A 24,920-nucleotide genomic window follows, 5' to 3' on the forward strand; every position below is an offset into this window, starting at 1 on the left:
GTTGAGGAATCCATTGTCCGTCCAGGTGCGGCTGCTGGGGCCGGTGGACGTCGTCGTGGACGGTGTGGAGCTGCCGCTACCCGGGCTGCGCCGCAAGGCGGTCCTCGCCCGGCTCGCGCTGCGGCCGGGTGAGGTCGTCGGCGTCGACAGGCTCATCGACGCGGTGTGGGACGGCGACCCGCCCGCCACCGCGGTGAACGCGCTCCAGAGCCACGTCTCCTACCTGCGGCGGCTGCTCGGCCCGGACGCCGTCCGCGCCCAGGCCCCCGGCTACGTCCTCGCCGTCCCCGGCACCGACCTGCGCGAGGCCGAGCGGCTGATCGGCGAGGGCCGGGGCGCGCCCGGACCCCAGGAGCGGCTCGCCGCGCTGGAACGGGCCCTCGCGCTGTGGCGGGGGCAGCCGCTCGCCGACGTGCGGGAGCTCTCCTGGTTCGCGGGCGAGGCCGAACGGCTGGAACGCACCCGGCGGGCGGCCGAGCAGGCGGCGATCGAATGCCGGCTCGCGCTCGGCAGCCACGCCGCGCTCGTCCCGGAACTGACGGAACTGACCGCGCGGCACCCCTTCGACGAGGACCTCCACGGACAGCTCATGGTCGCCCTCTACCGCAGCGGAAGGCAGGCCGACGCCCTGACGGTCCTGCACGGGCTGCGCGCCAGGCTGCGCGACGAACTCGGCATCGACCCCGGCGGCCCGCTGCGCGACCTGGAGGCGGCGATCCTGCGCCAGGACCCCGGGCTCGACCTCGCGCCCGTGCCCGCCGCACGGCCCGGACGGCAGTCCGGCGGAGCCGCCCTGGTCGAGCGGGCCGAGGAGACCGGCCTGATCGACCGCGCCCTGGACGAGACGGTCAGCGGCGGCACCGGACACGTCCTGATCTTCGAGGGCCCCGCCGGGATCGGCAAGACCAGCCTGCTCGAACACGCCAGGAACCGGGCGTCCGCGCTCGGGTTCACCGTGGTCCGCGCGCGCGGCAGCGACCTGGAGACCGACTACGCCTGGGGCTGCGCAGGACAGCTGTTCCACCGGCACGCGGAGGCGGGCGCGCTGCTTTCCCCCGAAGGCGGACAGGCCACGGGCGGCGAATACCAGACGATCCTGTCCCTCTACCGGCTGGCCGGCGACCTCGCGGCGCGCGACCCGCTGCTCCTCGTGCTGGACGACCTGCACTGGGCCGACACCCTGTCCGCCCAGTTCCTCGCGTTCCTCGCCGCCCGGCTCGACGCGCTGCGCGCCGTGCTCGTCATCGGGCTCCGGCCCGGCCACGAGCGCCTCCAGAGGTTCACCGCCGCTATCGGCGGGCTGCCCCACGCCGTCACACGGGTGTTGCGGCCACTGACGTCCGAAGGGTGCGCGGCGCTGCTGTCCGGCGTCCTCGACGCGCCGCCGTCCCTGGTCGACCAGTGCCACGCGCTGACTCGCGGCAACCCGTTCCTGCTGCGCGAACTGGCGCTCCAGCTCGCCGAGGCCGAGGACGACGCCGAACGGACGCTGCTGGAGGGCTCGCCGAGCCTCCACCGGTTCGTGGACAGGCAGCTACGCCACCTACCGCGTCCCTGCCTCGACGCCGCCCGGGTGCTCGCGGTCCTGGGCGACGGAACCGGCACCGACTGGGTCGCCCGGGTCGCGCTGGTCACGCCGCGCGAGGCGCTCGACGCGCTGACGCCGCTGGTGTCGGACCAGCTCGTCGAGTGCGAGGGCGTCCCGCTGCGCTTCTCCTTCGCCCACCCCATGCTGCGCGCCGCCGTCTACGACGCGACACCCGCCGCGCTGCGCACCGAACTCCACCTGCGCGCCGCGCACACCGCGACGGACGCGCACGACCCGCTGCGCGCCGCCACCCACCTGTCGCGGGTGCCGCCGGGGCTCGACGAGCGCGACCCGGTGCCGGTGCTCGACGCGGCCGCCGAACTGAGCCTCGCGCGCGGCGCGGTCGCCAGCACCGTCACGTTCCTGCGCCGGATGCTGGAGGAGGACCTCGGGGAGCGGCGGGTCGCGACCCTCGCCCGGCTCGGCACCGCCGAGGCGCTGGTGGACACCGGGCGGGCGGTGGAGACGCTGTCGGCGGTCCTCGCCGTCGAGCCGGACCCCGAGGCCCGCGCGCGGATCTCCTACGGGCTGGCCAGCACACTGTGGCTCGCCAGCCGCCCACGCGAGGCCGCGCGCGTCTGCCAGGCGGCGCTGGAGCGCGACAGCCTCATGTCCGAGGACAGCAGGTACTTCCTCCAGTCCTGCGCCGTCATGGTCGCCTACGGGACGCGGCACGGGGCCGACCTCGTCGCGGCGGCCGACGCCTACCGGGGGCAGGACGTCGGCGGCTCCCCCGACTCGCTCGGCGGTGTCGCGCTGGAGGCCGGGCTGGCGCTGCACGACATGTTCCAGAACCGTAGGGAATCCGCCGAACGACGGGCGCTGCGGGCCGTCACAGGAGACCGCCTGATCGGGCACCCCATGGCCGAGCCGCTGATGACGTGCGCCTGGTACGCGCTGCTGCCTTGCGACTCCCCGGCGCTGCTTCCGTCCGTGGAGGCGATGCTCGACCACAGCCGTCGCGCCGGCTCGTTCCGCGGTATGACGCCCGCCCTGCTGTACCGGGCGGAGCACATGTACATCGGCGGGCACCTCGCCGAGGCCGTCGCCGACGCGCGGCAGGCGTGGGAGGTCGGCCAGTACGGCGCGACCGGGCTTTCCGAGACGTTCCTGGCGAACGTCCTGCTCAACGCGCTCGTGGCGCGCGGCGAGATCAAGGAGGCGTCGGAGGTCCTGCGGCGCGTCAAGGCGTCACACGCCCCCGGCGTCACCCGCTCCATCTACGCCCCCGGCGAGATCTCGCTGCTCCTGGCCCTAGGCGACACAGACACCGCTTTCGAACGGACCCTAGCCCTACGCGACGAGTGCGAGGCCGCCCCCATGACGAACCCGCTGGTCTCCGACTGGCGAGCCCCCCTGATCCACTGCCTCAACCGCCTCAACCGCCCCGAGGAGGCCCGAGAGGTAGCCGCCAACCTCCTGTCCCTCGCCGAAACCTGGGGCACCCCCCGAGCCCTGGGCCGAGCCCTCCGCCACGCCGCCTCCGCCGAACCGCTCCCCCGCCGCCTAAAACTCCTCGCCGAGTCCGTCCACCTCCTGGACCAAACCCGCTCCCACCTAGAACGAGCCAAATCCCACGCCGCCTACGCCCAAGCCCTAACCACCGCCAACCACCCAACCAAAGCCCAAACCCACCTAACCACCGCCACCAACCTAGCCACCCAATGCGGCGCCCTCCCCTTGCAAACCTCCACCACCACCGCCCTAACCCACCTAGGCGGAACCCCTCCCCCCTCCCCCCAGCTCAGCTGATCTTGCTGGTGACCTTGCGCGTGGTGTGGGGGTGGGGTGGACCGAATCCCGAAGAGGGGTGCGCGCACTATCGATCTCCGGGGCGGGCCGAGCGTCGGCAAGCTCGACGCCGCGGACATCCGGGCATGCCGATGATCGGATGTCCGGACGTGAGGGGGCATTGTCGCCGCCACGAAACCCAGTGCGTTTGGCTCCCTGGCGCTGGTAACCCTTCCGGTCGGTAAGGCCGTAGACCCAGAAGCGGCGGTGAAGCGCTTGGAGGAGCTTGAAGGTGTTTCCGGGGACTCGGAGAGTTGAGGGGGCTACGATGGTGAATCGTGCGATCTCTGACGAAGGGTGCGAACGCTCCAGTGGAGTCGTGCGCAGCGCGAATCGTGGTGAGCTGGCGGCCCGGGCCCAGGTGCCCCGTGGTGGATGCCGCGGCGATCGCACTCGATCGAACCGGCAAGGTCCGGTCGGACGACGATTTTGTCTTTTACAACCAGCCTGTGCATCCGGTCGAGCATATCAGGCACGACGGCGGGAGCACTGACTCGGGCGGAGCCTCAGAACTGCTCATGGTCGACCTTGCCCGGCTTTCTCCGTCCCTCCAATCGGTTGTGGTCACGGCCTCGGTCGATGCTCAATCGTTCGGGGTGGTTGGGGGACTACAGGTACAGGTCTTCAACGCGGTCACTGGGGAAGCGCTTATCGGGTTCGCCATCGATGGGGCGAGCAGTGAGACCGCCATGATTTGCGGTGAGCTGTACCGACACAACGGCGGATGGAAGTTCCGCGCGATCGGCCAAGGTTACTCGAATGGCCTGTCCGGGCTGGCAGCGGATTTCGGGATCGACGTCGAACCCGATGAGTCGACCCTGCAGCAGGTTCCGGCAAACATGGGCCAGCCGGTGAATCCTGTGTCTGCAACGCGAGCGACCGCTCCAGCGGTTCGGTTGGCCAAGCGTGAACGCCTCGCCTCGATGGAGCGCGACCTGGCTCTCACCGCGCCCGCGCTACTTCCGATGACAAAGCAAGTAGCGGTCTGCCTGGCCAAACACCGCCTCGGACATCACGACGCGCGAGTCGCGTTGTGTATCGATGTCAGTGGCTCCATGTACGACCTGTTCGACAGCGGTCAGGTTCAGCGGCTCATCGAGCGGGTCCTCGCCATGGGACTGAGGTTTGACGACGACGGGAAAGTCGATGTCTTCGCCTTCTCTGACAAAGCGGTGAGGATCGGTGAGCTCGGGACGGACAACCATGTCGGCTTCGCTGACGAGATCTGGCAAGGGCCTTCGCTCGGCGGCGGTACCAGCTACGGTCCGGCGATGCGGCTCATCCGACGGTATTATTTCGGAACCGCCGCCAAGCGGCGTACGCCCCTTCACGCGGACAGGCCCGTCTATGTCATGTGGATCACCGACGGGGCCAGTAGCGACGAGAGACTGTCGGTCAGCCACATCACCTCGTCCAGCTACGAACCGATCTTCTGGCAGTTCATGGCCATCGACGAAGAACCGGCGACCAATGGTATGACCCGTACGGCTTCCTCAGGGAGCTCGATGACCTCTCCGGAAGACTGGTCGACAATGTCTCGTTCTTCTCCGTCGATGATCCCGCGAAGATCAGCGACGACGCGCTGTTCGATCGGATGATGACCGAGTATCCGTCATGGTTGGAGCAGGCAAGGAAGAACGGCCTCATTTGATCAAGGGTCGACACAGACGCCGCGACCGGTCCTTTCGGCACGAATCCGTTCGACGGCATGCTGAGCTCGCTCATGGCGTGGGCAGATGGAGATCAAGTGCTGGGCTGATCGGAGTGGGCGTGCCGCGTTGACGCCGGTGGTGGAGACCTCCTCAAGGACAGGCACACCCTCTAGGATTCTTTGCCAGGAGTGGGAGTTACAGGGACGCGGCGGACGTGGGTGCGTCCGGTAGAGAGACACACGGAGAGCCGTATGCGGGAAGGCCGGTGGACGGCGGTCACCGAGTCCGAGTACGAGCACGAGCGTCGCGGTCTCGAAGCGATCCGGAGGCGTCTGCCGGACGAGGAGCCCTGGCGTGCCTGGTCGAACTTCACGTTCACGGCGGCGAGTGGTCACGTACGCGAGATAGATCTTCTGGTGACGGCCCCGGCCGGCGTGTTCCTCATCGAGCTGAAGGACTGGCACGGCGCGGTCCACGGCGGCGGCAACGACTGGGTGCAGACCACCCCCGGCGGGACGAGGCGGCGCCACGGCAATCCGCTGCATCTGGCGAACCGCAAGGCCAAGGAACTGTCCGGGCTGATCAACAGCGGTCCCCGAGGGCCCGGGACGCGCGGCAGGATCTGGGTGGGCGAGGCGGTCTGCTTCACCGACGATCGACTCCGGGTGACGCTCCCGCCCGCGGACATGAACGGTGTGTTCACCGTCAAGCAGCTCGCGGAGATGCTCGCGGAGCCGCCGTCCGACGCCCGGCACCGGATCACGGCCGAGACGTCCCGCCACGTCCTCTCCGCCCTGAAAAGGTTGGGTATCGCGCCCATTCGCCGTCAGCACGAGGTCGGCGGCTACCTCCTCGACGCCAAGGCCTTCGATTCCGGGCCCACCTGGGCCGATTACCGGGGCCGCCACTCCCAGTTGCACGACCTGGCTCGGGTGCGCGTCTTCCTCAGCGAGCGGGGCGCCTCCGACGACGAACGCCGCTCCGTGGAGCAGGCCGCGGCCCGGGAGGCCATGGTGCTCAGCCGGTTCCGGCACCCGGGCGCGGTGCAGCTGAAGACCTACCTGCCCTCGGGGCATCCCGCCGGTCCGGCGATCCTCTTCGACTACCACCCCGAGACGCTGCGCCTGGACGACTACCTCGTCGAGCACGGGCAGCGGCTGGAACTGGAGGGCCGCCTCGCCCTGGTGCGCCAGCTCGCCGAGACGATCCGTTCCGCGCACTCCCGGCGGGTCCACCACCGCACGCTGTCAGCGCACGCGGTACACGTCGTCCCGCGTGACCGCGGTCCGCGCGGGAGGGACCTCGGCGAGGAGCAGCGCTGGCTGCGACCGTGGCTGAAGATCGCGGACTGGCAGATCGCCGTCGGCCACAGCGCCACTGAAGGCAGACCGCTCACCCTGGCGCCCACCCGGCTTTCCGGTTCCCACGTCTCGGAGCGGGCCGATCCCTACCTGGCGCCCGAGCTACGCCTCCCGAAGGCCGATCCGGTGCGCCTGGACGTCTACGGACTGGGCGTGCTCACCTACCTGCTCGTCACCGGGCAGGCCCCGGGCGCGAGCCAGAGTGAGGTCATGGCCCACCTGGAAGCCGGGGGAAGCCTGCGTCCCAGCGCGCTGGTGGACGGACTCCACCCGGACATAGACGAACTGGTGGAAGCGGCCACGGCGTACGAACCGGGCCGACGGCTCTCCACGGTCGATGACTTCCTGGAGATGCTGGAGTACGTCGAGGAGGCGTTCGCCGACGAGGTCGTGACGGACGAGGGCAACGGAAGCGGAGACGGCGCCGGGGGCGACGGTCCGGCACCGGAGCGTCCGGAGCCGGAGAAGGATCCGCTGGAGGCGGTGGCCGGGGACGTGCTGGCCGGCCGCTGGGAGGTGACGCGTCGCCTCGGCACGGGCTCGACGTCGCGCGCGTTCCTGGTGCGGGACCTGGAGGGCGAACCGCGCCGGAGCGGGGCCCTGCCGTTGGCGGTACTGAAGGTCGCGCTGAGCGAGGCCAAGCACGCGATCCTCGACCTGGAGGCCGCGGTCCTCAGCCGTATCCACCGGGATTCCAGCGTCATCTCACTCTACGAGCAGGCGCCGCTGACGCTCGGCGGCCGCCGGGTCCTGGTCCTGGAGTACGTGGGCGACAGCCGGGAGCCGAAGGAGCAGGACCCCGGCGCCGGGGGTACCGGCAAGGGCCCGCGCCGCCGTGAGGACACCGTCGCGCGGCAGTTGCGGGACAACGGCCGTCTCGGCATGGACCAGCTCGAGGCGTACGGCAAGTACCTGTTCGGCGCGGTGGAACACCTGGAGGCGGAAGGGATCTGGCACCGGGACCTCAAGCCGGACAACATCGCGATCCGGATCCGTCCCAACGGCACCCGGCAGCTCGTGCTGATCGACTTCTCGCTCGCCGGATATCCGGCCAGGGACATCGAGGCCGGCACCGAGGGCTATCTCGACCCCTTCGTGGGGGTCATCACGCGCGGCTCGTACGACGGGCACGCCGAGCGGTACGCGCTGGCGGTGACGTTGCACGAGATGGCGTCGAACGAGCTGCCCCGCTGGGGGGACGGCTCGGTCACCGCCCGGCAGACCGACCCGGCCAGGTGGCCGTACCCGGAGCTCGCCGCCGACGCTTTTGAGCCCGCCGTCCGGGACGGACTGGTCGCCTTCTTCCGCAAGGCCCTGGCCCGGGACGTGAAGGACCGCTTCCCGGACCTGAAGCCCATGGAGGCCGCCTGGCGCCGCATCTTCCTGGACGCGCAGCGCACGACGGCGCCGAGTAGCGGCCACGGTCAGCGGACGGGCAGGGCGAGCCGTGTCCGGGACGTGTCGGGCGCTGCCGGGCCGGACACGGCAGCGGAGCCGCGGATCGGGCGGGAGGACGACGCCTCCGCCGAACAGTTCCGCGACGGCCAGGCGGAGCGCGCGGATCGGAACACCCCGCTGTCGGTGGCGGGCCTGACGCTCGCGGCGCAGTCACAGCTCTTCGCGATGGGGTTGAACACCGTCGGGGACGTCCTGGACTACTCGGCGCGCAAGTTCCTCACCGCGCCGGGCATGGGCTCGCGCACCCGTGAGGAGATCCAGGGCCGTCAGAAGGAGTGGAACGCCCGCCTGGGCAGGGCGGCCCCGGCGCCGCTGAGCTCGGAGGGACGCAGGGCCGCCGGGGAGGAGCTCTCCGAGCTGGAGCGGGACATCGCCGACTCGGTCGTCTCGGCCGACGCGGACGTGCGCGATCCGCTGGTCCTCGGCCGACTCAGCCTGGACGCGCTCGCCACCCGCCTGGTACCCAAGCCGTCCAGCGGCAACGCGCGCCCCAACACCACCGAGCGGGAGGCGATCCGCCTGCTGCTCCGCCTGCCGGACGAACGGGGAGCGCTGCCGGACGGTCTGCCCTGGGTCAGACAGCGGGACGTCGCCGAGGCCCTGGGGCTGACCGCGGGCCATATCTCGCCGATGGTGAAGGAGGCCCGCAAGCGCTGGTTCAACGACCCCGCCCTCGGCCTGCTGCGCGAACAGGTGGTGGATCTGCTCGCCGAGCGCGGCCGGGTGGCTTCGGCCGTGGAGCTCGCCGACGCGCTGATAGCCCGGCGCGGAACCCAGCTCGCGGAGCGGCGCGCCCGCCGCGCGCTCGCACTGTCGATCCTGCGCGCGGTGGTGGAGCGGGAGAGCTACGACAACGAGTCCCCGCAGCTCTTCCGGTATCTCCACGCGCGCACCCCCAAGGGCGCGGATCCGGTCCTCGGTCTGCTCGCCCTGGACGTCCGGGAAGGGGTGGACGGTCCGGACACCCCGACGCTGCCCGCCCTCCAGGCGTACGCGCTGAAGCTGGGCGAGCGCGCCGACAGGCTCGCGGCGTTGGAGTCGCTGCCGACCGCGAGCACGGTCCTCACCGATCTCGCCGCGGTGCGCCGTCCGCCGGGCAGCCTGAACTGGGACGAGCGGCGTACCGCCGAGATCGCGGCGGCCGCCTCCACCTCGGCCGCGCTCACTCCCCGGCTGGAGATCTACCCGCGCGATCTGAGCCTGGTGCGCGCGCTGCGCATCACCCAGGCCGGCGTGGTCGCCGTGCTGCCGGGTGTCACGGAGGAGGACCACCAGCCTGGCCTGACCGTCGAGGCCCTGCACAAGCGGGTCACCACCCGCTTTCCCGACCTCGGCACCGACCCGCTGGCCCGGCGCGAGCTGCCGACCGGCGTCGCCCTGGTGCGCGATCTGCGGCAGGCGGGTTTTGAGCTGAAGCTGGCCACGCGCTACGACGGGGTGCTCCGGCTGTTCCCGGACCGCCCGCCGGGCGGCGCCACCGCCGGACTGACCTCGGCGAGCTGGAGCGCCTCGGCGTCACGCCGGTCCACCCCGACCCGGTACGACGAGGACACCGCCGTCGCCGCCGCTGTGAAAGCGGAACAGCGGCTGACGCACTCGACGCGGCAGGACGGCTTCCGGGTGCTGACGGTGCCGCAGCGCCGGGCTGAGGAGGCGGTGCGGCTGCTGGCGGCGGCGCCGTACGGGGCCCGGCCGCTCTCGCTGACCGGGCTGTTCGTCGCCGAGCTGCGCGGCCTGGTGAGCGAAGCCGACCGGCCGACCTGGGAGACCGTCCTGAAGGCCGACGCCGCGGAGACCGGCAGCCCGGCGCACCGCCAACTGCGCATCCGCACCGACAAGGCGTGGGGGCGCGTCGAGCCGAAACTGCGGGAACGGCTTGCCGCCCGGCGTGCGGACGGCCCGCTGCTGCTCACCGACACCGCGATCCTCGCCCGGTACGACGCGTTCGACCTGCTCGGACGGCTCGCGGAACAGGCAAGGCAGGGCGGTAGCCCGCTCTGGCTGCTCGTCGCACAGTCCGACCCGGCGAGAGCCCCTCGGTTGGCCGGACAGAGCGTGCCGTATCAGGCAGGATTCGATGAGTGGATCGTCGTACCGGACGCGTGGGTGGCGCGCCGACATCTGGTGCCGGACACCTGACCTGATCCATACCCGACCCGTCTCACCCGTTCACCTCGTACAGGAGCCGTCCGTGATCGACCGCAAGAGCCTCCTCTCCGACCTGCAGAAGCAGGTCAGGGCGGCGGAGACCGACCTTGAGCAGCAGGTCAAGGCAGTCCCCGAGGTCGGGAAGCGGCTGCGGGGCGAGTACGACCGGGCACGGGAGCTGGGACGCACGGCGGCGACCTGGAACGCCTGGCTCGGCGAGCGGGTCACCCAGGTGGCGGTCGCGTGGGTCCTCGGCACCGTCTTCGTCCGGTTCAGCGAGGACAACGGGCTGATCCCCGAGCCGTACATCACCGCCCCCGGCGTCGCCGGGAGGGAGATCGCCCAGGCACGATACGAGGATTACCTGGAGAAGGACCCGGACCCGACCTACCGGGGATGGCTGGAAACCGCCTTCGCTGAACTGGGGGCGGGACAGGCCGGACGGCTGCTGTTCGACCCCGACCACAATCCGCTCTACCAGATCCCGCTCTCACACGACGGCGCGGGCGCGCTCCTGGCGTTCTGGCGTGAGCAGCGGATCGAGGAGAACACCGAGGACGGCGAACCGGCACACGTCCTCGTACACGACTTCAGCGATCCGTTGCGCGAGGACGGCACCGAGGGCTGGGACACCCGGTTCCTCGGCGACCTGTACCAGGACCTCAGCGAGGCGGCCCGCAAGACGTACGCGCTCCTCCAGACGCCGGAGTTCGTGGAGGAGTTCATCCTCGACCGGACGATGACGCCGGCGATCCGGGAGTTCGGCTTCGCGAAGCTGAAGATGATCGACCCGACCTGCGGGTCCGGCCACTTTGTGCTCGGCGCGTTCCGGCGGCTGGTCCGGTTGTGGGCCGAGCGGCGTCCTGAGGTCGGCACCTACGAACGGGTGCGGGCCGCGCTGGAGTCGGTGCACGGCGTGGACCTCAACCCGTTCGCGGTCGCGGTGGCACGCTTCCGCCTCCTGGTCGCCGCGATGGCCGCGAGCGGCATCCGGACGCTCGCCGAGGCCCAGGGCTACGCCTGGCCGATCCAGCTCGCGGTCGGCGACTCCCTCATCAAGGCCCGACAGCTCGAACTGCAACTCGGCCTGGGCGAAGAGGCTGTCGGCGACCCCCTCGCCGAGTTCTCGTACGCGACGGAGGACGTGCACGAGTACGACCGGATCCTGGAGCCGGGCCGCTACCACGTGGTGGTCGGCAACCCCCCCTACATCACGGTCAAGGACAAGAAGCTCAACGAGCTGTACCGGGATCTGTACAAGGCGTGCGCGGGAACATACGCGCTGTCCGTCCCCTTCGCCCAGCGCTTCTTCGAGCTCGCCAAACGGGGCGGAGCCGGCCCCGAGGGCTACGGCATGGTCGGCCAGATCACCGCCAACTCCTTCATGAAACGCGAGTTCGGCACCAAACTCATCGAGGAGTTCTTCGCCCACAGGATCGAACTCACCGAGGTCATCGACACCTCAGGCGCCTACATCCCGGGCCACGGAACCCCCACCGTCATCCTCGTGGGACGCCCGAGGGAGGGATCCCAACGCCAAGCGACAATCCGTACCGTCCGCAGCGTCCAAGGCGAACCCTCAGCACCGGAGAAGCCGGAGGAGGGGCTCGTCTGGCGGGCGATCGTAGAGCAGGTCGATCGCCCGGGAAGCTCGGCACAGTGGGTGTCGGTGGACGACCTGGAGCGAAGCCGGTATTTCGGCAAACAGCCGTGGATCTTGGCCGATGGCGGGCTGGAAATGGTCGAGCAATTGGCCACAATGTCAAAACTTAAGCTATCGGCGATCGCTAGTAGTGTCGGGCGTACAACATCGACTGGTGCTGACGATGTCTATTTTGTCCACGATCGTGCGACTGCGGAGCGTGTAGGTGTTGCCGAATGGACGCGTCCCCTGGTGACGGGCGAGAACATTCGAGATCTTATTATCAGTAATGCAGTGCATGTTGTTGCCCCCTATGCAACTCGTCAGCAGACCGCGCCACTCCAGCTTGCTGGCGGTGCTGTGTATCGGTTCCTGTGGCCAGCTCGTACGGCTCTCCGTAATCGGGTTATATTCGGAAAATCCATGGAACAAAACGGGAAAAATTGGCAGGAGCATCTGGAGAACTACTCCAGCAAGCTGGCCAACCCGTACGGCCTGGGGTTTGCCTTTGTTGCAACACATAATCAGTTTTGCTTCGATCGTGACGGACTCCTCTTCAATCGCACTGCTCCGGTGATCAAGTTGTGGGAGGGGGCGAGTGAGGAAGAGCATGTGCGGCTGCTCGGGCTGCTCAACAGCTCCACCGCCGGTTTCTGGCTCAAAATGGTGAGTCATGACAAGGGTAGTCAGGGGGTGAATGAGGGCTACAAGTCGCAGGCTTGGGAACGTTTCTATGAGTTCACCGGAACCAAGCTGCAGGAGTTTCCTCTTCCCGCTGAGTATCCCACTGCTCTCACTGCTGAGCTTGACGCGCTCGCCCAGCGGCTCTCCGCGACGACCCCGACGGCTCTCGCCGCCGACCTCACGCCTACGGCTGCGCCATTGCGGGAGGCTGAGGCGCGCTATGCCTCTCTTCGTGCGCGCATGATCGCGCTTCAGGAGGAGTTGGACTGGCAGGTGTATGCGCTTTACGACCTGCATTCCGAGGATCTGCGGCTGCCGGATTCCGAGGCCGTGCCGGAGCTTGCCCTGGGTGAACGGGCTTTCGAGATCGTGCTCGCGCGCCGGGTGGAGGCCGGGGAGGCCAGTGGCGAGTGGTTCAAGCGGCACGGGTCCACGCCGGTCACGGAGATTCCCGGGCACTGGCCCGCCGAGTACCGGGAGCTCGTGCGGAAGCGGATCGAGGTGATCGAGTCGAACCGGGCCGTCGGGATGGTCGAGCGGCCCGAGTACAAGCGGCGCTGGGCCACCGAGGGCTGGGACGCCATGCGGCAGAAGGCGTTGCGGTCCTGGCTGCTCGACCGGATCGAGGACCGCTCGTACTGGTTCGACCAGCAGGGCAACCCGACCATCACCACGCTCGCCCGGCTCGCCGAGAACCTGTCTACCGACGCGGACTTCACCGCGGTGGCCGAGCTGTACGCCCCCCGGCAGGACCTGGCCAGGACGGTGCGGGAACTGCTCTCCGAGGAGCACGTCCCGTTCGTGGCGGCCCTGCGCTACAAGCCCGCCGCGCTGAGGAAGCGCGCGGACTGGGAGCACGTCTGGGACCTGCAGCGCCAGGAGGACGCCGCGCCGGACGAGCCCGCCAAACGGAGCATCCGCGAGCGGATTCCCCTGCCGCCGAAGTACACCTCCGCCGACTTCCTCAAGGTGAGCTACTGGCGTGCCCGCGGCAAGCTGGACGTGCCCAAGGAGCGGTTCGTCTCGTACGGCACGGTCAACGCCCAGTCGCCCGAGCTCTACGGGTGGGCCGGCTGGGACCATCTGGAGCAGGCACTCGCGCTCGCCTCGCACGTGCAGCAGGCGGGATTCGGCGAGGACGAGATCGTGCCCTATCTGGCGGGTCTGCTGGAGCTCCAGCCCTGGCTCGACCAGTGGTACGGCGAGTACGACCCGGAGTTCGGCGCCTCCCCGGCCGCCGAGATCCTGGCCTTCCGGCAGCAGAAGCAGGGCGAACTCGGGCTGACCGACGACGCCCTGCGCGCCTGGCGACCGGCGGCGGTCACGCGCGGGCGGGGCGCCGCGCGGAGGAGCACCGCACCCCCACCGAGTCGGACTGACCAGGGCGAGGAGTAGACACACATCATGGCGTTCATGAGCAGGGGCACCCCGCGCCCCGAGGACCGTCCGCTGCTGCGCGAGCTGATCGACATCCCGGAGTCGGTGTCCACGTCGGACTTCGTGCTGAAACTGAGCGAGGCGGTCACCCCCGAGGGCGCCGGGACCGCCTTGAAGGAGTACGTGGTCACCGACCGGCTGGTCGGCAACTTCGGCGAGGCCCTGGACCTGATCAAGTCCGCGCTGGACGGCCACTCCTCGAAGGCCGCCTACCTGCACGGCTCGTTCGGCTCCGGTAAGTCGCACTTCATGGCGGTGCTCTACGCCCTGTTGTCGGGCGACCCGGCGGCCAGGGCGCGCGCCGAACTCGATCCGGTGCGTGCCCGGCACCCCTGGCTGGACTCCGGTGGCCACAGGTTCCTGCTCGTGCCCTACCACATGCTGGGTGCCAAGTCCCTGGAGCAGCGTGTGCTCGGCCGGTACGTGGAGCACGTCCGCAAGCTCCATCCGGGGTGCCCGCTCCCGCAGGTCTACCTGACCGAAGGGCTCTTCGAGGACTTCGACCAGCAGCGGAAGCGCCACGGCGACGAGTGGGTGATCGCGCAGCTCGCGGACGTCGGCGGCGGCCTGGAGGACGAGTGGGGCGAGTCCTTCACCTGGACCACCGAACTGCTCGACACGGCGGTGGCCGCTCCTGAGGAGCACGAGAACACCAAGCAGCTCGACCTGGAGACCCCCTCCACACCACGTGAGCTGCGGGCGCGTCTCGTCCAGGACCTGACGCAGACCCTGTTCCCGTCGTTCGCGCGGAGCGCCGCCGAGGACGCCGACGGGTTCGTCTCGCTGGACAGGGGGCTCGGCATCATCGCCGCGCACGCCAAGGCGCTCGGCTACGACGGGCTGGTCCTGTTCATGGACGAGCTGATCCTGTGGCTTGCCTCGCGGATCCACGACCAGAGGTTCGTCTCGCGCGAGGCCGACAAGATCACGAACTTCGTGGAGGGCGGTGACGAGCGCCGCGCCATCCCGCTGGTGTCGTTCATCGCCCGTCAGCGTGACCTGCGGGAACTGGTCGGTGAGGAGATGTCCGGGGCGGCCGAGGCCGCCGTGCAGGACAGCCTGAAGCTCAGTGGCGGACGCTTCGACAAGATCGTCCTGGAGGACCGCAACCTTCCGCAGATCGCCCAGGCCCGCGTGCTCAGGCCGGTCGACGCCGCCGCCGAAGCGAAGGTGGAGGCCGCGTTCGCCGAGGCCAAGAGGCTTGGACCGGACATCTGGGACACCCTGCTCGGGCACGACAAGTCCACCACCGGAGCGGACGAGGACGCGTTCCGCAAGACGTACCCGTTCCCCCCGGCGTTCATGGACACGCTGGTGCACATCTCCTCGGCGCTCCAGCGCTCCCGTACCGGGCTGAAGCTGATGAGCCAACTGCTCGTCGACCACCGTGACGACTGGCGGCTGGGTCAGCTCGTCCCGCTGGGTGATCTCTACCCCGCGATCGCGGGCGGCGGTGACCGGGCGTTCAGCGGCGAGACCCATGTGCACTTCGAGGCGGCCGACAAGCTCTACCGCGAGAAGCTGCGCCCGTACCTCCTGCGGGCCAACCAGGTCACCGAGGACCAGGTCGAGGCGTACCGGCGAGGCCCGGCGAGCCTGGGCGATCCGCAGCTCGCGGCCCGCTGCCGTGACTTCACCGGGGACAGCAGGCTGGTGCAGACCCTGCTGCTGTCCGCGCTCGCGCCCAGTGTGCCCGCGCTCGCCGATCTCACCCTGGCCCGCCTGCACGCCCTCAACCACGGCTCCATCACCACCCGCATCGCGGGCACCGAGGTCGGACGGCTGGAGCAGAAGGCCAAGGAGTGGGCGGCGACCTTCCCCGAGATCAAGGTCGTCGGCACCGGACCGGGTGCGGTGATCCGCCTTGAGCTCACCGGCGTCGACCTGGACGCCGTGCTCGCCAACGCCCAGGTGCACAACAACCAGGCGAGCCGACGTGCCAAGATGCGCTCCCTGCTCAAGGAGGCACTCGGCGTCGCTGACGGGCCCGGCGGTTTTGATCCGTACGACGTGCTCGACCTCGTGTGGAAGGGCACCGACCGGCAGGTCGAGGTGGTGTTCGGCAATGTCGCGGACGCCGACTCGCTCCCCGAGTCCACGCTGCGGCCCAGCCAGGACGGCGCCTGGCGGCTCGTCGTCGACTTCCCCTACGACGAGGGTGAGTTCGGGCCGATGGACGACGTGCAGCGCCTGCGCTCCCTGCGTGAGAGGCAGGGCGGTGAGTGCCGCACCCTGGCCTGGCTGCCGACGCACCTGACCGACACCGTGCGCGGTGACTTCGAACGGCTCGTGGTCATCGACAAGGCGCTCGCCGACGAGACCCGCTTCGACTCCGACTTCGCGCGCAGCCTCAACGCCGACGACAAGGCCCGCGCCAAAGGCATGCTGGGGTCACAGCTCAAAATTCTCCTCGAGCGAGTCAACCAGGCGCTGCGGCAGGCGTACGGGCTGGCGCAGAAGCAGGAAGGGGTCGTCGACCTCGGCTTCGACACCCATCTCGTCGCCCAGCAGGAGGTGTCCGACCTGCGGCTCCCGCTCGGCGCGCCGCTGGACGACGCCGCACGCGAGCTGGCCGCCAGGCTGCTCGCCCACCAGTACCCGGGCCATCCCGACCTGGACCCCGAGCGCACAGGGAAGTCCGTCAAGGCAGCCGAGATCAGGACCGTCTTCGCCTACGTCCGCAAGGCAGCCGAGCACCGTGACGGACAGGTCGAGGTCGAGGCCAAGGACCGCAAGGTCATGGCGCGGATCGCCGAGGGGCTCGGACTCGGCGTGATGCGGGAGGCGTACTACCGGCAGTCGAGCCAGTGGGCCGACCACTTCAGCAGCCAGGCGCGGCGAAACGGGGTGACCGAACCGACGCTGGTCAAGCTCTCCGACTGGAGCGACCTTCCCGAGCCGCGCGGGCTTCCCGAGCCGTTGCGCAGACTCCTCGCGGCCGCGTACGCGGAGGTCGACGACCGGGTGTGGGTGCGCGGCGGGGTGCCCGTGGAACCCGCGCCCGCGCCGCACGAGCTCCGACCGGAGTTCGCCCTGCGCGAGCAGCAGCTCCCCGCCGAGGACGAGTGGGACCAGGCGCGCCGGAGGTTCGAGGCGGTGTTCGGCGGCGTGGCGCCGCAGCTCCGGCGCGGCCGGATCGTCAACCAGTTCGCGGGGCAGGTCAGGCAGGCGGCGAGCGCCCTCGCCCAGGACGCCGCACGGTTGGTCACGGAGCTGGAGAAGCGCCGCGACTTCCTGCGCCTGGCCGACGACTCGCCCAGACTCATCCTGGCCCGGCAGGCACAGGAGCTGGTCGGGCAGGTCACCGACGCGGGTCCGGACGCCAGGGGAGTGGTGGAGCGGCTGGCCCGCTTCGACCTCGGTGACTTCACGGTGGAGCGGTACGGCATGTCGCTGAAGAGCGCGGGAAAGGTCGCCGGGGCGCTCCAGGGCACGAGCTGGGACCACCTGGGTCTGGCCTCCACCGTCGGGGTCGAGGGCGAGGCCGTCCTGGCGCGGATGCGGGAGGCGGCGGCCGGTGATCCTGGTCAGTATCCGGACCTGCCGGGGGTGCTGAGCAGCTGCGGCAGGGAGGTGGTGGCCCTGCTGAGGTCTCGGCAGGCACCGCCGGTCCCCCCTCCCACGCCCGACGTCCGGGTGGTGCCGAGTTCCGAGAGCGTGGACCTCGGAGGCGGTTCGGCTCACCCGCCGGTGCTGCCCGAGCCTGAGCGGCCGACACCCCCTACCGGGTCGCGCTCCGCCGCCCGCAGCGGTGGCGGGAGGACCACCGCCGCACGGGCCGCCGCCGAGCTCCAGGCGGAGATCGCGGCGCTCGCGGCCGAGCACCCGGACGCCGTGGTCGAGGTCGTCTGGAAGGTCATCGACTGATGCCCTCCACCGTGGCCCCGGTGACCGCGGGTCCCGCCCGGCTGTCGGCCGCGGCCGTCCGGCAGTACATCGCCTCCCGCAGCCGTCTCGGTGACGGCGCGGTCCGCGTCCTGCTGCTGCGGGCCGACACCTCCTGGGACGCTCCGGCCGTGCAGCGGACAGCGGGCGGGCTCAACGCGCGCGTGGCCGTCGCGCCTTCCGTGCTCGCCGTGCACGAGCTGATCCTGGGGCATCTGGACGCGGCCGCGCCGCCCGACCCCAGGGTCCTGGTCGTCCTCACCGACTGCGAGGACACCGACCTCGACCCCGGCCTCCTCGCCCGCGTCTACGGTGGCCGTATCCGGTCGGTGGACAACTGGGAGGTCGTCCGGGAGGCGTTCGACGCGCGCGGGATCGACGGCCGGCTGCGTGCCGAGTCCTGGGCGGCCGAGGCGCTGCTGGACGCGGCCGCGACCCGTGGCTGGCCCGCGCTCGGCAAGGGACTGCTCTTGCGCGACGAGGCGCTCACCCGTCTGGCGAGGCGCCGACTGCGGCTGAGCCGCCAGGACACCGACGCGCTGGGGGCACCGGCCGCACTCGACGACGGCGACCGTGTCGACGCCGTGGCCCTGCTGGGCTGGACCCTCACCCCCGGCGGTCCCGACCTGCTGCGGGAACTGCGCGCCCCGGAACGCACGGGCCTGTCCGGTTTCCTCGGCGAACCCGAACAGGCGGGCTCCACCGGCCGCGTCATCGCCGCCCTGGTCGAGGCGGAGCACGGGGCGGACGCCGCGGCGTACGCGGTCGTCTGCGCCGCCCTGTGGGAGCACGCCGAGCCCGACCACGACCTGTACCGGGCGCGCGGGCGGGCCGAACGGTGGTTGGGCGACCAGCCCCCCGCCCAAGGAGACGATCTCGACCGCCTCCTCGTCTCCTTCGCCCGCAGCGGCGAGGAGTACGTACGCGGCCTGCTCGACCGGGGCGAGCACCGGCTCTCCGATCCGGTGCTGCACCGGGCGGCGCAGCTCGTCGCCAAGTTCGGCGCGCAGCGCGCCGCCGCGGCCAGCCCGCTGCTCGCCGCCGGCCTCGACGCCCGCTTCACCGCCGCGGGCCGGTCCCTGGCCGAGGACGACGCACTGAAGATCGCCGGCACCGTCACCGCACTGGCCGAGCACGCCCTGGCCACCGTGGACACCACCCCGGCCCGCGTCGAACGCGTGCGGATGGCGGCACGGCTGCGACGCTGGCTCGCCTCCCGTCCCGTGCCCGAGATCCCGTCCGTGGCCGAGGGCATCGCCCGTCAGATCCGCGAACTCGGCTGGGTGGACCGGGCACTGGAGCACCTGGAGGCGGGCGGCGACACGGACAGCGCGCTCGCCGACGCCTACAGCCGCATCGGCGAACAGGTGCGGGCCACCCGTCGGGCCCTGGACCAGGCGTTCTCCGAGCGGCTCGCGGTGTGGACGGCGGACGGCACCGCGCCCGGCGCCATGCTCACCGTGGAGGGTCTGCTGGAACGGGTCGTCGCGCCGGTGGTGGCCGCGCCCGGCCAGCGCGTCCTGCTCCTGCTCGTGGACGGGATGAGCGCGGCCATCGCGGCCGAGCTCGGCGAGGAGCTGCGCGCCCACTGGTCCGAGTTCGACCCGCTGCCGGAACCCGCGGGGGCGCCGACCCGGCGCGCGGTCGCCGCGGCGCTGCCGACCCTCACCTCCGTCTCGCGGACCTCGCTGTTCGCCGGTGCCCTGACCAAGGGCGACCAGAACGACGAGAAGCGGCTCTTTCCCCAGCATCCCTGCTGGCGGGGAGCCCCGGCGGCGGTGTTCCACAAGGACGACCTGCGCGGCCCCGACACGGGCTCGCCGTTCTCCACCGAGCTCGCCGAGGCCCTCGCCGACGAGCGCACCCACGTCGCCGTCGTCCTCAACACCGTGGACGACCGGCTCGGCAAGGAACAGAAGCTCGGCGACGGCGCGTGGCGCCTCCGGGAGATCGGTGGTCTGGAGCCCCTTCTGCGGGCCGCTCGGGCGAACGGCATGACCGTCCTGCTCACCTCCGACCACGGGCACGTGATCGAACGGCGGAGCGACCGGACCGACGCGCCCGCCGCGAGCGTCGCCTCGGCCCGTCACCGGCTGCCCGGTGGGCCCCTCGCCCCGGCCGAGATCGAGCTGTCCGGCCCCCGGGTGGTCTGGCCGCGGCCCGGCGCGCGGATCGTCGCGCTGCGTGATCGCGACGCCCGCTACACGGCGCTGAAGGCCGGATACCACGGCGGAGCCACCCTCGCCGAGTTCGCCATACCCCTGCTCGCCCTGCTGCCGTTCGGCGCCGAGCCGCCCGTCGGCTGGCGGGAGCTGGGCGATCCGGCGCCCGCGTGGTGGATCCAGGACGCGGACGTGCCTACCCCCGACCGGTCCGGGGCCGCGGACCGCGCCGTGGCGGCCGTCGCGAGGCCGCGCCACAAGCAGCCGAGGAAGGCCCCGGCCGTGGCGGAGCCGACCATCGCTCTCTTCGACGAGGAACAGGCGACAACGCCGTCCTCCCAGCGGGACTCCGGCTCCGACGACCCGGCCACCGCCCTGGTCGAGCGCCTGATGGCCACGGAACTGTACAAGGCGCAACTGGGAATGCTGGCCCGTCGTCCCCAGGGCAAGGCGGTGCCGAGGGCCCTGGCGGCCCTGGTCGAGGCGGGCACCCTGACGATGACGGCGCTCGCCGAACGCGCGGGCCAACCGGCCGCCCGTGCCCCCGGCTTCGCCGCGACGCTGGCCCAGCTCCTCAACTACGACGGCGCCCAGATCCTGGAGATCCTGCCCGACAACCGCACACTGCGCCTGCACCGGACCCCGCTGATCGAACAGTTCGGCCTGTGAGGCACGGTACGGCTCCGGCCGCGCGCGAAGGACACCCGCCACCCGGCCGGCGAGCCGATGGGACACTGTCCGGGTGAACGCGTTCGGATCCCCGGCGTCCGGCACCGGCTCCCCGGTCGGTGCCCTGCGACGGCGCGCCGTGATCGACGCGCTGCGGCGCGGCGCCGTCCCCGAGAGCGGTCTGGACCTGCTCGCCGTCGGCCTCGGCCGTTTCGAGCGGGCCATCGACGAGGAACTGGACACGGTCGCCGTCGGCGGGTCGGCGTTCAAGGCGGTGCGCGGCGAGTACGGCTCCGGCAAGACCTTCTTCACCCGCTGGCTCGGTGAGCGCGCCAAACGGCGCACCTTCGCCGTGGCCGAGGTGCAGGTGTCGGAGACCGAGACCCCTCTGCACAAGCTGGAGACCGTCTACCGACGTCTCACGGAGCGTCTCACCACCGCGAGCTTTCCGCCCAGCGCGCTGCGACCGGTCACGGACGCCTGGTTCTACGCCCTGGAGGAGGACGCCCTCGCCGACGGTGCGGACGAGGGGGAACTGTCCCAGGCGGTGGACCGGCTGCTCACCGCCCGGCTGGCCGAGGTCTCCCGGCACGCGCCCGCCTTCGCCACCGCCCTGCGCGGCTACAGGCAGTCACTCAACGCCGGCGACGAGGCCACCGCCGCCGCGGTGATGTCCTGGCTCGGGGGCCAGCCGCACGTCGCCGCGTCCGCCAAGCGCGGCGCGGGCGTCCGAGGCGAGCTCGACCACTTCGGCGCCTTCGGCTTCCTGCAGGGCCTGCTCACCGTTCTCCGGGACGCCGGACACGCCGGCCTCGTCCTGGTCCTGGACGAGGTGGAGACCCTGCAACGGGTTCGCTCCGACGCCCGCGACAAGGCGCTCAACGCGCTGCGGCAGCTCATCGACGAGGTCCACTCCGGCCGTTTCCCCGGCCTCTACCTGATCATCACCGGCACCCCCGCCTTCTACGACGGGCAGCAGGGCGTGCAGCGGCTCGCGCCCCTCGCCCAGCGGCTGGCCACCGACTTCACCACCGATCCCCGCTTCGACAATCCCCGGGCCGTCCAGATCAGGCTCCCCGGATTCACCGAGGAGTCCCTGACCGGCCTCGGCGTCATCATCCGCGATCTCTACGCCCAGGGCTCCCAGACGCCCGACCGGATCGAACGGCTCGCCGACGACGCCTACCTCGCCGACCTGGCGCGGGCCGTGGGGGGAGCACTCGGTGGACACGTCGGCGTGGCACCGCGCCTGTACCTGAAGAAGCTGATCGGCGACGTCCTGGACCGGATCGACCAGTTCGACGACTTCGACCCGCGCGTCCACTACAGGCTCACCGTGGACGTCGGCGACCTCACCGCCGTCGAGCGGAACCTCGCCGCGCCCGTCTCAGCCGACGACCTCGATCTCGAGCTCTGAGAGGCGCGCCCGTGCAGGACGAGCCACGCGCCCGGGAACACTTGCCGGTAGAACGCCTCGACCCGGTGCTCCTACACCACATCGTCAACACGCTCGGATGGCACGACCTCCGCGCGTCGCAGAAGGCGGCGATCGACCCCCTCATGGACGGGGAGGACGCGATCCTGCTCGCCCCGACGGCGGGCGGCAAGACCGAAGCCGCGACGTTCCCTCTCCTGTCCGCGATGCGCCGGCAAAGCTGGACCGGTACCTCCGTCCTCTACCTGGCGCCGCTCAAAGCCCTCCTGAACAACCTGGTGCACCGGGTCGATGGTTACGCGCAGTGGCTGGGCCGCCGAGCGGCACTCTGGCACGGCGACACCCCCGAATCCGCACGCCGCCGCATCCGCGCCGAGCCCCCCGACGTGCTGCTCACCACGCCCGAGTCCCTCGAAGCGATGCTCATCAGCGTCAAGACCGACCACACCCACGTCCTCGGCCGGGTGCGTGCCGTCGTCGTGGACGAGGTGCACGCCTTCGCCGGGGACGACCGCGGCTGGCACCTGCTCGCCGTCCTCGAACGGCTGGAGAGGCTGACCGGTCGGCGCATCCAGCGCGTCGGCCTCTCCGCCACCGTCGGAAACCCCGACACCCTGCTCACCTGGCTCCAAGGGGCCGCTCACGAGGACCGGCCCGGCCGGGTCGTCGCCCCCGGCGCCGTCCTGCCCGCCGCCGGGGAGGGTTCGCCGCCGCGTCCGGCCGGTGACGTGGAGCTCGACTACGTCGGATCGCTCGTCAACGCCGCCAAGGTGATCTCCGCACTGCACCTCGGTGAGAAGCGGCTTGTCTTCTGCGATTCCCGCAAGCAGGTGGAAGAACTCGGCGCGGCCCTGCGCGCCCGCGACACCACCGTCTTCCTCTCGCACGCCTCGCTCTCCACCGCGGAACGCGCACGCTCCGAGCGGGCGTTCGCTGAGGCCCGCGACTGCGTCATCGTCTCGACCTCCACCCTCGAACTCGGCATCGACGTCGGCGACCTCGACCGGGTCATCCAGATCGACGCGCCGGGGACGGTCGCCTCCTTCCTGCAACGCGTCGGCCGCACCGGGCGCCGCGCCGGCACCTCCCGCAACTGCCTCTTCCTCACTACCTGTCCCGACAGCCTCCTCCAGGCCGCCGCTCTGCTCACGCTGTGGACGCGCGGCTGGGTCGAACACGTCACCCCGCCGCCCTCGCCGCGCCACCTTGTCGCGCAGCAGCTCATCGCCGTCACACTCCAGGAACACCGCGTCGGCGACCGGCTCTGGCACGAGCAGTGGAACGGCCTCGCGCCCTTCGACCGCTCCGCCGCGCCCCTCCTGTCCCATCTGGTCGAGGAGGGCTTCCTCGACAGCGACGGGGGCATGCTGTTCGTCGGTCCCGAAGCCGAGAAGCACTTCGGACGCCGTCACTTCATGGAGCTGACCGCGTCCTTCACCGCGCCCCCCGAGTTCACCGTGCTCGCCGGACGCACCGAGATCGGCACCACCGACCCCGCCGTCCTCACCGAGGAACGCCCGGGACCGCGCCGCCTGCTCCTGGCCGGACGTAGCTGGCAGGTCACCTTCATCGACTGGGCTCGACGCCGCGCCTTCGTCGAACCGGTGGAAGACGGTGGTGTCGCCAAATGGCAGGGCAGCGAAGTCCGCGGGCTCTCGTACGCCCTCACCCGCGCCATGCGTGACGTGCTCCTGGGAACCGACCCGGACGTCCGCCTCACCCGCCGCGCCGCCGCGGCGCTCGCCGAGCTCCGCGCCGACCGCGCGCCCCGACAAGTGCACCCCGCGGGCAGCCTGCTGGTCCGGGACGCCGACGCCACCCGCTGGTGGACCTGGGCCGGCTACCGTGCCAACGCCACCCTGAGCGCCTCTCTCGGCTCTCTCGCCGACCCCGTGCAACGCCCCACGGACACGCACGTCCGGCTCCGTCAGGATCTCTCTCCCGAGGATTGGAAGACCGCCCGAGCCGAGCTGTCCGGCTCCCTCACGCTTCCCACCGTGGATCCGCGAGCCGTCCGTGGCCTGAAGTTCTCGGCCGCGCTCCCCACCCGCGTCGCCACCGCCACCCTCGCCGAACGCCTCGCGGACTTCGACGGCGCCCTCGCCGCATCCCGCGAACCCGTCCGCAAGGAATGGAGCACCTGACCTCCACCGCCGACCCCGAGCCGCGGCTTGACGTGGTGTGCTCCTGCTCCCCGCAGTGGATCACTTCGCCCCCATCGATCCGGGAACCGGAGCCGGTGCTCAGGTCTGCTCGAGGGTGGTCGCGGAACTCTCCGGCTGACCCCCTTCCCGGGCCTTCCGCAGGGCTGTGAGGTCCACCGAGAACTCGGTCAGGACGTCGCAGGCCACTCCACGACCGATCGTGATCAGCCCGGTGAGTAGGTGATCGCAGCCGATCTGGGACTCTCCCTCCTCGGCGGCCAGCTCCTGGGCCGTCGCGAGGGCCTTGCGGGAGTAGGGTGTCCAGGCGATGCGCTCGGCGGCCTGGGAGGCGCCCAGGCTCAGCCTGCCGTCGATCCGCCGCCTGAGCTCCGCCACCGGCGCGTCGAGCGCGGCGAGGAGACGCGTCGCGCTGTTGTCCTCTGAGAGCAGCCCCCACAGCAGGTGCTCCGTGCCGATGAAGTTGTTGCGGTGGCGTATGGCGACCTCCTTCATGTGCGCCATCGCGGTGCGTAGCTCCTCCTGCAGTTCCTCTGCCTCGTACCTCCTGTGCGGGACGAGGTACCGCTGCTGGACGGCCTGTCGGCTCACGCCCAGGACCGTCCCGATCTCCGACCAGGAGTATCCGTGCAGGCGGCAGTGCTCGACGTAGTCCTCGACCAGGTCGTCCGCCAGGCCGCGCAACCGCTCGGCCGTCTCCACCCCGGTCTTCAGGAGAGCCAGCCAGTCGGGCTGCTCTTGCTCGGTGTTCTGGTAAGCGTCGCCGCAGCTCCGGTCGACCTCGGCGATGAGAGCATCAAGATCTGGTAGCGCCATAATGCAAGCATCCATTGCTAATATTGCTTT

General features: G+C 70.9%; 9 protein-coding genes and 1 pseudogene. 9 read left to right on the forward strand and 1 reads right to left on the reverse strand.

Annotation, left to right across the window (positions count from 1 at the left end; all coding sequences use genetic code 11):
* The first annotated feature begins 13 nt into the window (after positions 1 to 13).
* The 9 genes and pseudogenes from LO762_RS26130 (at position 14) to LO762_RS26165 (ending at position 24,056) form a co-directional block, all read left to right on the forward strand.
* Positions 14 to 3,340 carry an AfsR/SARP family transcriptional regulator gene (locus LO762_RS26130; RefSeq protein WP_230618664.1) on the forward strand — a complete coding sequence of 1,109 codons (3,327 nt, stop codon included), beginning with the start codon at positions 14 to 16 and terminating at the stop codon, positions 3,338 to 3,340.
* Positions 3,341 to 3,657: 317 nt separating this feature from the next.
* A pseudogene (locus LO762_RS26135) lies at positions 3,658 to 4,824 on the forward strand (TerD family protein); the annotation flags it as partial.
* Positions 4,825 to 4,901: 77 nt separating this feature from the next.
* Complete coding sequence (locus tag LO762_RS33985; protein ID WP_374201597.1) at positions 4,902 to 5,030, forward strand: VWA domain-containing protein; 129 nt, start codon at positions 4,902 to 4,904, stop codon at positions 5,028 to 5,030.
* A 252-nt stretch (positions 5,031 to 5,282) separates the two neighbouring features.
* A complete protein-coding gene (gene pglW / locus LO762_RS26140; protein WP_230618665.1) occupies positions 5,283 to 9,989 on the forward strand; it encodes a BREX system serine/threonine kinase PglW in 4,707 nt (1,568 codons plus the stop codon).
* A 52-nt stretch (positions 9,990 to 10,041) separates the two neighbouring features.
* Positions 10,042 to 13,719: a BREX-2 system adenine-specific DNA-methyltransferase PglX gene (pglX, locus tag LO762_RS26145; protein ID WP_230618666.1), complete on the forward strand. Its 3,678-nt coding sequence runs from the start codon at positions 10,042 to 10,044 to the stop codon at positions 13,717 to 13,719.
* Positions 13,720 to 13,737: 18 nt separating this feature from the next.
* Positions 13,738 to 17,628, forward strand: a complete 3,891-nt coding sequence (locus LO762_RS26150; RefSeq protein WP_230618667.1) for a hypothetical protein — start codon at positions 13,738 to 13,740, stop codon at positions 17,626 to 17,628.
* A gap of 20 nt (positions 17,629 to 17,648) precedes the next feature.
* A complete protein-coding gene (gene pglZ / locus LO762_RS26155) occupies positions 17,649 to 20,477 on the forward strand; it encodes a BREX-2 system phosphatase PglZ (RefSeq protein WP_230618668.1) in 2,829 nt (942 codons plus the stop codon).
* Positions 20,478 to 20,550: 73 nt separating this feature from the next.
* Positions 20,551 to 21,894 carry a BREX system ATP-binding protein BrxD gene (gene brxD / locus LO762_RS26160; RefSeq protein ID WP_230618669.1) on the forward strand — a complete coding sequence of 448 codons (1,344 nt, stop codon included), beginning with the start codon at positions 20,551 to 20,553 and terminating at the stop codon, positions 21,892 to 21,894.
* A gap of 41 nt (positions 21,895 to 21,935) precedes the next feature.
* Positions 21,936 to 24,056, forward strand: a complete 2,121-nt coding sequence (locus LO762_RS26165; RefSeq protein ID WP_230618670.1) for a DEAD/DEAH box helicase — start codon at positions 21,936 to 21,938, stop codon at positions 24,054 to 24,056.
* Positions 24,057 to 24,155: 99 nt separating this feature from the next.
* Here LO762_RS26165 and LO762_RS26170 read toward each other — a convergent pair whose 3' ends face one another.
* Entirely contained in the window at positions 24,156 to 24,890 is a 735-nt protein-coding gene (locus tag LO762_RS26170) for a Clp protease N-terminal domain-containing protein (protein ID WP_230618671.1), read from the reverse strand.
* Positions 24,891 to 24,920 lie beyond the last annotated feature (30 nt).

The sequence above is a fragment of the Actinocorallia sp. API 0066 genome (genome assembly GCF_020991275.1).
In the GTDB taxonomy this organism is placed as follows: Bacteria; Actinomycetota; Actinomycetes; order Streptosporangiales; family Streptosporangiaceae; genus Actinocorallia.